This is a genomic window from Oceanicaulis sp., from assembly GCF_965284345.1.
GTDB classification, from domain to species: domain Bacteria; phylum Pseudomonadota; class Alphaproteobacteria; order Caulobacterales; family Maricaulaceae; genus Oceanicaulis; species Oceanicaulis alexandrii_A.
Genome location: NZ_OZ260073.1, coordinates 1,733,949 through 1,742,470, shown reverse-complemented (window position 1 = coordinate 1,742,470; position 8,522 = coordinate 1,733,949). Strand labels below are relative to the sequence as shown.

The 8,522-nt window shown below is 55.2% G+C and carries 12 protein-coding genes; 5 read left to right on the top strand and 7 right to left on the bottom strand.

All coding sequences use genetic code 11. From position 1 onward, the window contains the following. Window positions 1-178: 178 nt before the first annotated feature. The gene (locus ACQ66J_RS08605; protein ID WP_430431286.1) at window positions 179-682 is read left to right on the top strand and encodes an antirestriction protein ArdA; all 504 of its coding nucleotides are present in this window, start codon (window positions 179-181) and stop codon (window positions 680-682) included. Here the strand turns inward: ACQ66J_RS08605 and ACQ66J_RS08600 are convergent. Then, window positions 679-888, bottom strand: a complete 210-nt coding sequence (locus tag ACQ66J_RS08600; RefSeq protein WP_430431285.1) for a hypothetical protein — start codon at window positions 886-888, stop codon at window positions 679-681. The two genes, ACQ66J_RS08605 and ACQ66J_RS08600, sit on opposite strands and share 4 nt — an antisense overlap. Window positions 889-1,238: 350 nt before the next feature. On the opposite strand from ACQ66J_RS08600, the gene ACQ66J_RS08595 reads away from it, so the two are divergent. From ACQ66J_RS08595 to ACQ66J_RS08585, 3 genes are all read left to right on the top strand, one after another. Beyond that, on the top strand, window positions 1,239-2,060 hold the full coding sequence (locus tag ACQ66J_RS08595) for a type IV toxin-antitoxin system AbiEi family antitoxin domain-containing protein (protein WP_430431284.1): 822 nt from the start codon (window positions 1,239-1,241) through the stop codon (window positions 2,058-2,060). Continuing rightward, window positions 2,053-2,976, top strand: coding sequence for a nucleotidyl transferase AbiEii/AbiGii toxin family protein (locus ACQ66J_RS08590; RefSeq protein WP_430431283.1), 924 nt, complete (start codon window positions 2,053-2,055; stop codon window positions 2,974-2,976). The genes ACQ66J_RS08595 and ACQ66J_RS08590 overlap by 8 nt, the downstream gene beginning before the upstream one ends. A gap of 233 nt (window positions 2,977-3,209) precedes the next feature. Then, window positions 3,210-3,440, top strand: coding sequence for a hypothetical protein (locus ACQ66J_RS08585; RefSeq protein WP_430431282.1), 231 nt, complete (start codon window positions 3,210-3,212; stop codon window positions 3,438-3,440). A 12-nt stretch (window positions 3,441-3,452) separates the two neighbouring features. Here ACQ66J_RS08585 and ACQ66J_RS08580 read toward each other — a convergent pair whose 3' ends face one another. Next, window positions 3,453-3,860, bottom strand: a complete 408-nt coding sequence (locus tag ACQ66J_RS08580; protein WP_430431281.1) for a hypothetical protein — start codon at window positions 3,858-3,860, stop codon at window positions 3,453-3,455. Between the two features lie 82 nt (window positions 3,861-3,942). Here ACQ66J_RS08580 and ACQ66J_RS08575 point away from each other — a divergent pair, with 82 nt between their 5' ends. Next, a complete protein-coding gene (locus ACQ66J_RS08575; RefSeq protein ID WP_430431280.1) occupies window positions 3,943-5,694 on the top strand; it encodes a type IV secretory system conjugative DNA transfer family protein in 1,752 nt (583 codons plus the stop codon). A 5-nt stretch (window positions 5,695-5,699) separates the two neighbouring features. On the opposite strand, the gene ACQ66J_RS08570 is transcribed toward ACQ66J_RS08575, so the two are convergent. From ACQ66J_RS08570 to ACQ66J_RS08550, 5 genes are all read right to left on the bottom strand, one after another. After that, entirely contained in the window at window positions 5,700-6,056 is a 357-nt protein-coding gene (locus tag ACQ66J_RS08570; RefSeq protein WP_430431279.1) for a hypothetical protein, read from the bottom strand. A 38-nt stretch (window positions 6,057-6,094) separates the two neighbouring features. After that, window positions 6,095-6,403 (bottom strand): hypothetical protein, encoded by a 309-nt coding sequence (locus ACQ66J_RS08565; RefSeq protein ID WP_430431278.1) that lies wholly within the window; start codon window positions 6,401-6,403, stop codon window positions 6,095-6,097. 73 nt (window positions 6,404-6,476) lie between these two features. Beyond that, window positions 6,477-7,796 carry a relaxase/mobilization nuclease domain-containing protein gene (locus tag ACQ66J_RS08560; RefSeq protein ID WP_430431277.1) on the bottom strand — a complete coding sequence of 440 codons (1,320 nt, stop codon included), beginning with the start codon at window positions 7,794-7,796 and terminating at the stop codon, window positions 6,477-6,479. Then, the gene (locus ACQ66J_RS08555) at window positions 7,793-8,254 is read right to left on the bottom strand and encodes a hypothetical protein (protein WP_430431276.1); all 462 of its coding nucleotides are present in this window, start codon (window positions 8,252-8,254) and stop codon (window positions 7,793-7,795) included. The genes ACQ66J_RS08560 and ACQ66J_RS08555 overlap by 4 nt, the downstream gene beginning before the upstream one ends. After that, complete coding sequence (locus ACQ66J_RS08550) at window positions 8,247-8,420, bottom strand: hypothetical protein (protein ID WP_430431275.1); 174 nt, start codon at window positions 8,418-8,420, stop codon at window positions 8,247-8,249. Before ACQ66J_RS08550 ends, ACQ66J_RS08555 begins: the two co-directional genes overlap by 8 nt. Window positions 8,421-8,522: the final 102 nt, after the last annotated feature.

Here is an 8,522-nt window from a genome sequence, read left to right as displayed (position 1 = left end):
GTAAGCAGGCTCCGGTTGACCCTTTCCTCCCGCTTTGAGTTACCCGCATCATTAGCGGCTGCCGTGTCAGCCACAACAGACCTTCCGCGCCACGGCCTGACGGCCCCGTGAAGGCTATTGTGCCCGCCACTTTTCGCACCCGCTGTTCCTTTGCGCGTTCAAAGCAAAGGAGGAACACATGACCAACATTTATCACGCTACACCTTACGACATTTCAGCCGCTGGCTTCTATTTCAGCACTTATGAGGATTATCTCGAAAAATCTGCGTCTCACCGCAACGAATACGGTGATCCTGTCGAGGAATATGAAATCCAGTTCATCGACGGCGAAAATTGCGCACTTTTCTCAGCGATCGGCGTCAATCAGGCCAACCTCAAGTTCTGGTTCGAAGCGTTCGAGGACCTCGACGAAGACGATGCCGTGAAGGCGATCTATCTCGCGGAGCATCTCAGCTGCTCCGCTGACGAAGTTCTGGGCCATCTCGATGATGTCTATCTATTCGAGGGCACGCCGCTCGAATATGCTGAGAGTTATATCGAGGACACCGGTCTCCTGAACGAAATCCCTGAGCACTTGCGCTACTACTTCGATACGGAAAGCTTTGCGCGGGACATGATCCTCGGCGGCGATATCACGCAAGTCGAGATCATGGGGCGCACCTGGATCGCTCAGCCCCTTTAAGGGGCTGGGTTTATCCAGCCGAAGCGCTTGGCGATCCGGCGCTTAAACTCAATTCGGATCGCATCCAGCAGATCGAGCGCTTTTGTGCGCTCAACGCTGTCCGGTTTGGTCTCGGAGAGCTGGTTTCGGATATAGGCGAAGAGGGCGTTCAGCTCGTCATCACTCAATGCGCAAAGCTCACATGGTTTGAAGTCAGGTATCATCATGGCCTCCCTGGGCTTTCAGGCCAGACCCATTTCTGACCCTTTCAGGGAGTGGCCGCGCCATTGGGCGCTCACGATTGCACCTCTACCCAGGCCGCGCGCAGCTTAGGAGCTGACCTCAGCTTGCAATCCAGTGGCTTGCCAATGGCCAAATGACTCTCAAGAAGGGCGGAAGGGGATGGCCGCGCCGCAAGGGCTGGCCAGCATGACCTGACCACCATTGAGCCGCGCAGGCGAGGATGCGGTAACGCCTCTTTGAAAATGGCTAAAAAAGTTATCTCAGAGCGAACAATTTTGAGGAATACTAAAGAGAATTCTCGACATTTCTTTGAAAATATGCGAAATTGTTCGTCATGAGCGAACAAAAAGAGAAAAAAATAAAGAGCCTTCTCTCGTCCGTGCCGCCTGGCGGGCTCGTCGATGCAGGATGGCTCGCGCGCCATGATGTGGCCCGGCCAACGGTCAATGGATATGTGAAGAACGGCTGGCTAAAGCGCCTGGCGCACGGCGTCTATTTAAGACCGGCGAGCACCTACGATGCGGATCAGCCTTTGAGCTGGCAGGCCGTTGTTGTGTCTATGGACGCAACGATGAACATACAATTCCATGTTGGCGGCATGACTGCGCTCAGCCTTCATGGCCATGGCCACTATGCACAGATGAGTGGGGAAGAGCGGGTCACGCTTTACGCGCAGAAGCTTCCCGGCTGGCTCTCCAAGATCAAGGTCAACGCCCGCTTCGAGGAGCGGAGCTTGAACCTCTTCTCTGATCCAAATCTTGGTGTTGAGCTTCTCAAGAATACTGGCTTCAGCTTTGGCGGTGATGCGTCCTTTTTACTTTCAAGTCCGGAGCGTGCGGTTCTTGAAACCCTCGACGAACTGCCGGATGGCGCAGGCTTCGATCAGCTCGATATGGTGTTCCAGGGACTGACGAGCTTAAGCCCGCGCAAGCTTATGGCCCTTCTGACAGACTGCCGGAAGGTAAAAGTCGTGCGCCTGTTCTTCGTGTTCGCAGATCGCCATGGCCATGCCTGGCTGAAGCATCTCGATAAGAGCAAGCTCGATTTCGGCAAAGGCGATCGCCAGCTGGTCAAAGGCGGCAAGATACACCCGACATACCGGATCACGGTCCCGGCCTCTTTTGTGACCACTGGGCGGGAGGGCGACGATGCGTGAGCGTTATGCCGCCCAGGTACGCTTGCTGGTCCGCCTCATTCCCTTTGTCGCTGAAGAAACCGATTTTGCCCTTAAAGGCGGCACGGCCATCAATCTCTTCTACCGCGATCTGCCGCGCTATTCCGTTGATATCGACCTCATCTATCTACCGCTCAAAGATCGGGCTGAGAGCTTGGATGCGATCGCGGGCGCGCTGGACCGTCTGGCCAAGAGGATCGAGAACGCTATCGCCGGAGCGCGGGCCACAATTGTGCCGGGCGGCGGCAATCAGGAAACGCGCATCATCGTCGCCACCCCAGAGGCCCAGGTGAAAATCGAAGTCTCGCCGGTCATGCGGGGGACATTGTTTCCGCCGCAGCCGATGATCGTGCACGAAACCGTCGAAGAGAAATTCGGCTTTGCCGAGATGCAAGTCATCTCATTTGAGGAACTCTTCGCAGGCAAAATCATCGCTGCACTCGATCGCGCGCACCCGCGTGACCTTTTTGATGTTCATCATCTTCTTGATGGAGAGGGCATATCAAAGGCGCTCTTTCAGGCGATACTGATTTATCTGATCAGCTCAGGCAGGCCGATGCATGAATTGCTCGATCCCGGCCCGATTGATCTTGCCGATATATACGCCCGCGAATTTGAAGGGATGACGGCCAAGCCGTTGCCACTTGAAGCGCTATACGCCGCCCGTGAGCGGCTGGTTTCTGAGCTACGCAGCAAATTGACCGCCGATGCGGCTGCCTTTCTTGAAAGCGTTCACATCTGTGAGCCCGACTTTGATTTAATCGGCTTGCCCCAGGCCGCAGACCTGCCAGCCGTCCGCTGGAAGCTTCTCAATCTGGCGAAGTTCAAGGCCGATGACCCCAAGCGCCACGCCGACCAACTCGATGCCCTGCGGGCGCTATTCACGGATCACGACTGATCCTTTAGTGCCTTTGGTTTTCTCTTTCGATCGGTCTGAACAAGGCATGAGCGCCGAACCTGGCCGATGTCTGTTTGACCACATCCATCCGCTCAATTCCGGTCAATACGCGGCTCGCGCCAGCCATCGCGCGCGATGGCCCGTATTGCTCATGACCCTGAGCGGGCTGGTGTGGTGCTGCTCTGCCATCAGGTTCGGCAATCAGGCAGGACCACCAAACGAAAGGACAACCCATGCCTCAGATACAATCAGCCCAAACCGGCGCGAGACCTAGCTTCCGGGTCTATCTGGTTCAGGACGGCGTAGGAGATGACGCCAAAGCCAGCTGGACTGAAATCGGCGCAATCTGGCCGCACAAGGACGGCCAGGGCGGCAGCCTCAGCCTCAAAGCAACGCCGATGGAATTGCTCCAAGGCAAAGGCCGGATCGTCTATCGCGCTGTCAAAGAAAAGGCCTCTTCATGAGGCCTTTTCGGTTCAATCATCATCTTCGAGGGTGTCGAGGATCGACTTGGTGAACATGTCGTCGCGGTTTGGAATTTCCCCGTCCAAGGACGCGCCCATAGAGTTGACCGAAAACTCAATCGCTGCCTGATCGAAATACAGAGATATCCGGTGCTCACCGGCGTTGGATTTTTTGCCGTCACCGGTTGCCTTCACCAGGCGAAGCTCCTCCGTCTCACCAGGCAGCAGAACCCCGAACGAACGCCGCAGGCGGTCAGTAATGATCCCGTCCGATTTGATTTTGGCGACGAACTTCAATGGGAGCAGTTCCTCGCTCGTGAGGTTGCGCGCCCGTAGCAGGATAATGCGCCCTGTTGGAAGCCCAATTTTAGTGAGTGAAAGCGCCCATTTGCCGTCAAGATTATACACGTTACGCTCCATTTCTCGGCTGCTATCAGATAGATATCCATTACACTGATTGGGCGACGATAACAGGACGATTACAATCGATTGAAAGGGCGCGATGTCGCACAACACTGATCTTCTAATCGCGCGCTTACTTGATCACGTCGATGCAAAGTTCGACGCCAAGCTTGGCGGGTATCAGTTCGATATAAAACACAAGCGTATGCGGGGAGCCGCACTCGAAAAGGTCGAGGCTTCGATTTATCGCGAGATTGCCGCAATGAACCCGAGCGAGCGAGAGATGCTGCGTCTGTTCGAGTACTTCGTCGCCACCGGCGTTGCATCTCACACCGATCGGATATTCGGCGCGTTGATCTGGGCAGACGGCAAGGCGGAAATATTAGAATACAATTATTATTTTGAAGACGGTGCCAGTCTTGGCATTCGGGACGGTCGCAGCTGCCTGCAATGGTTTTTCGCAGCGCACGATATCACGCTTGATAGCGAAATCAGTGCATTCCTTCGTTTCATCGAGAAATACGCGAAAAAGGACCCAGACTCTATGCTCTCAAAGCGTGTTCAGGCCCGGCTTCGCGGCGGCGGGGCCTGGGCCACCTCCAGTGATCTGACAGGGGACTTCGACCCGCATTCAAACGGCTTGTTACTCGGCACCCTTGACGGCAGTGACACGCCGGTCCGGTTTTCCGGCGAAGGCTCACTGATCACAATCGCCTCACCCGGTACGGGTAAGACCCAGGCACAGGTTCTCCCAAACCTTCTTGAATGGCAGGGCGCAGCGATCGTTCTCGACGTCAAAGGCGAAATCTTCGAAGCCACAGCCCGGTGGCGTGTTGAGAATGGCTTCCCGGTCTATCGGTTCGCGCCGCTCGATCCCGATGAAAGCCATGCCTTCAATCCGTTAAGAACGATCCGGAACAATGATGATTTTCTCTGGGAAGACTCCCGGTTCCTGGCTTCCATGCTTCTGGTTCCGAATAAGAAATCCAATGATCCTTTCTGGGAGACCAAAGCCCAGGACCTGATAACCGCCTCTGTTGCAGCCGTTTGCGCGCTGGCCGAGCCGGATGACCGCAGCATGGGGCAGGTTCTTGATTATCTATATCGTGTGGACTGGGAGGAGTTCATCGCGATCCTGAAATCCTCTTCGATCCGCGCGATGATGCGCGCCGGACATTCGATTGAGAACATGACCGAGAAGACGCTTGATAGCGTTCTTCAAACCGCCCAGTCCGCACTTTCGGCCTGGGAAGGCCCACGTGTCGAGCGCGTTATCACCGGCAATGACTGGGAAGTTTCAGACTTCCAACACACTGAGCACCCGCCAACGCTTTACATCACGCTTCGCCCTGGCGAAATCGATCCATATCGCTCGCTATTGCGGGTCATGGTCGCGCAGCACCTGCGCGGCCTGATGCAACAGGTCCCCGACGGTAAAGCGCCGCCAGTTCTCTTTATGCTTGATGAGGTTCCGCGCCTTGGGAATATGCCGCCGATCGAGGAAGCCCTTGAAGTCGGTCGCCAATACGGCATCAAGCTCTGGATGTTCGCTCAAAGCCTTGGCCAGCTCAGAAACATCTATCCCAATGCCGATGGCATGATCGGGAATTGCCGGGTGCAGTGCTACATGAACCCAGCACTCCATGACGGCACGGCGGACCATCTCTCCAAGTCACTGGGCATGTTTGAAAGCCCGCTGGACGGATCGCGCCAGCGTGTGGTTGAGCCGCAGGCGCTAGCTGGGCCGGAATTCAAGGACCTGATCGTCGGGTTCTCTCAGTCCATGCGGCCCTTCAAAATGAGGAAGCAAATGGCGTTTAGTACGGAGCCATACCGCTCCAGGCTACCTTAACAGTCTTAGCCGTGCCCGACATGTTGTTTGTCCCAATAGTGCTTGCGCGCACGATTCCAGAGCAACTGAAATGTCAGCTCATTATCGTCTGGAATGTGAAATTCAGGCAGCTCTATGTCATGCGCCTCGGCAAGCTCGTGTGTCGCGTCGTCTAGCACATTTACAATGTCTTCTGAGTAGAGGTCGGCTAGTTTCTCAGCTTTAGCCACAAGTTCTGGTTCAAGCGCGACCTTATGGTGAAGCAAGTAAAACATTCTTGAGTAGGCGAAATACTCAAGCTGCCCCCAATAAATCCTACCGGATTTTGATCTCAGAAAAAATTCCCAGTAACTTTCATACTCTTCATTATCATCGTCGTCCATTCTGAATTATATATCAAAACAGACACTTATATCTATTGTTATCTTTCTCGATCGTACGGACGCGCACCGCTTGCCCGATTGAAATCAGCCTTCGGCTCAGGCTTTGATTTGCTATTTCGTTGAGCCTTAGGTTTCGGCATACCCAACGCGTCACGGAGTTTTTCCGCCCGATCTTCCAACTTCTGCAAGTGCTTGCGCGTCTCTGCGTTTTGCACCTGGGTCGCTTGCCTTCGCATGGAGCCGCCTGGAGCAGGTGCCATGTGCGGCGGTTTTGGCGCTCTAAGCTTGTTTATCTGGGCATTAAGCTCATCGAGCTCCTTCTTGGTCGGAGGAGGAGACTTGCTCATGAGGTAGCTCCCAAGATCAGCGCCCGCATGGGGCAACGGCGTCTAGGGCTATAGCACACGCCAGCGTGGTGGCCTATCGCTCCATATCCCGGTCAGTAGGCGTTTTGGGCTTTTGTCTTTGATTGGAGTCCAGATATTCCTTCAGGCGCTCGCGGTTCCTTTCAGCCTGAGTCATTTCCGAATGCCCCTTCATGCCAAGAACCTGACCGATCATTCGATCCAGCTTGGTTCTCTCAATGATCTGGGCCTTGCGCAGTTCGACAACCCGGCTCTGAAGCACCTGACGTTCCTTCAGCTGATCCAGGATCAGCCGGTCTTTCTGAAGCTGATCGCGCTTAAGGGCTTCCCATGCCTCGATAGCGTTTGCATTTCGGACCGCTTTTGCTTTTCCGGTGACGAGATCAAACAGACCTTTGAGGCCGGACCGGTAGCGGGCCTGTCGCTCAGCAGCTTCCTTTTCCCATCGCTTCTCCTGTTGGACCTGAAGCCGTTCACGCTCTCGCTTTTGGGCTTTTGCCAGTTGCCTGGCCTCATCTTTAAGCGGACGGCGCTCATCGGTCTGCTTCTCCTGCATCCGGTCTGAGAATTCTTTCAGGCGTGGCGTAAGGCGGTCACGAAGTGCCGCCTTGGTATCTTCAACGCTATTCAGTTGTGCCGGATCACCCAGTCGCTTGCGAACCTCTTTCGCACGCACATCGGCATATTTGGCAATCGAATAGATTTCGCCCGTGTAATCGATTGCAACATGCCCACGCCGATCACCGCGTGCGACCACAAATCCGTTTTCCATGAGTGCAGCGCCAAACGCTTTTGCACTATCCGACCTTTTCCAGGCCTGCTTGAAAACCTGCTTAACTTCTCGTGGATCACGGCCAGCCCGCATGGCCTGTTGCCATTCGTCCTGACTGAAGCTCAACGGGTCCCGCATATGCCGGTTGCGTAAGCCGTCCGGCAAATCCCACCCGTGTTCGAGATATAATTCCTTCGATAGCTCTGTGAGCTTACGCTTGTAGTGCGGCAGGTTGATCGCGCGCATGGTCTCAGAATCAATTCTTGACCAGACAACATGGGCGTGACGACGGCCTTCTTTTTCATGAAAAACGAGCGCACGAGGCTGGCCTTCAAGCCCAAGGCGCTCTTCAGCTGCATCAGCTGCACGCTCGAATGCTTGCGTTGAAACACGCTCACTGGGCGGTGGGTTGAGGCTCAGCGAGAATAGAAATTGCTGACACCTGGTGCCCTTGGCGATCGCATGAGCTTCGTTGAATGCTCCATGCAGATCATCCGAAACAAACCCACGCATCTGATGGATTTCGACATGTTCATTCTCAGCTTTGAGCAGATGAGTGGCCAGCTGGATCGCACCGCCTCGCTGTGAACCTTTCAGGATCATGGCCGCAGCTCCCGCGTATCGAGTGTCGAACGCATGAAGCTCTGCGACGCTGATTCACGGCTCGTTGCGTCATCGTCGGTTTTCATGCCGAGCGCACGCATCAGGATTGATCGCATGGCCTGCACGTCACCGCAGGCCTGTCTGAGATCGCGCTCCACGTCATAGGCGAGAGGCAGGTTGCCGGTGTTCACAGCTTTCGCGAGTTGATTGAGGTTCTGCGAAAGCCGTGAGCGACCAAGCGCAGCAAGGACCTGCCCAAGCAGGATGTGATCCTTCACCGGTGCTTTGCCGCGTTTGGTTGGCGGCGCAGCATTCCTCCGGCCTTCCTCGGTGAATACGTGGCGCTTGATGAAGGATGAAAGGCTCTCACCAGCTGCGAGCCGTTCCAGGTTTGCGCGCTCTTCAAATGAAAGGCGCAGCGAGAAAGGGGCCTGGCGCTTTGTCGGGCGATCAGTCATGACCGCCTCCAAGCACCTCTTTTAAGGCCTCGTCGGCATCAGGCTGATCATTCGCAGGATCATCGAATTCGGCCAGATTATCGACCGAAACGTCCTTGAGAATTTCATTCCAGTCAGAAAGTTCAGCGAAAAGGCGGTTCGAATCTGCTACGCTTACGCGCGCCATTTTTTCAAAGACATTCTCGCTAAAGCTGCGGACGGGCGGTCGCCCTTGCGAACCCTGCGGTTTGAAGTTGGCCCGCTAAGGCGCGCCAACTTTTCTTATTCT

What these genes read in the sequence shown, in the direction of transcription:
- ACQ66J_RS08605 (WP_430431286.1), top strand. Translation starts at nt 179, where the DNA reads ATGACCAACATTTATCACGCTACACCTTACGACATTTCAGCCGCTGGC.
- ACQ66J_RS08575 (WP_430431280.1), top strand. Translation starts at nt 3,943, where the DNA reads ATGTCGCACAACACTGATCTTCTAATCGCGCGCTTACTTGATCACGTC.
- ACQ66J_RS08595 (WP_430431284.1), top strand. Translation starts at nt 1,239, where the DNA reads ATGAGCGAACAAAAAGAGAAAAAAATAAAGAGCCTTCTCTCGTCCGTG.
- ACQ66J_RS08590 (WP_430431283.1), top strand. Translation starts at nt 2,053, where the DNA reads ATGCGTGAGCGTTATGCCGCCCAGGTACGCTTGCTGGTCCGCCTCATT.
- ACQ66J_RS08580 (WP_430431281.1), bottom strand. Translation starts at nt 3,860, where the DNA reads ATGGAGCGTAACGTGTATAATCTTGACGGCAAATGGGCGCTTTCACTC.
- ACQ66J_RS08555 (WP_430431276.1), bottom strand. Translation starts at nt 8,254, where the DNA reads ATGACTGATCGCCCGACAAAGCGCCAGGCCCCTTTCTCGCTGCGCCTT.
- ACQ66J_RS08570 (WP_430431279.1), bottom strand. Translation starts at nt 6,056, where the DNA reads ATGGACGACGATGATAATGAAGAGTATGAAAGTTACTGGGAATTTTTT.
- ACQ66J_RS08560 (WP_430431277.1), bottom strand. Translation starts at nt 7,796, where the DNA reads ATGATCCTGAAAGGTTCACAGCGAGGCGGTGCGATCCAGCTGGCCACT.
- ACQ66J_RS08585 (WP_430431282.1), top strand. Translation starts at nt 3,210, where the DNA reads ATGCCTCAGATACAATCAGCCCAAACCGGCGCGAGACCTAGCTTCCGG.
- ACQ66J_RS08550 (WP_430431275.1), bottom strand. Translation starts at nt 8,420, where the DNA reads ATGGCGCGCGTAAGCGTAGCAGATTCGAACCGCCTTTTCGCTGAACTT.
- ACQ66J_RS08600 (WP_430431285.1), bottom strand. Translation starts at nt 888, where the DNA reads ATGATGATACCTGACTTCAAACCATGTGAGCTTTGCGCATTGAGTGAT.
- ACQ66J_RS08565 (WP_430431278.1), bottom strand. Translation starts at nt 6,403, where the DNA reads ATGAGCAAGTCTCCTCCTCCGACCAAGAAGGAGCTCGATGAGCTTAAT.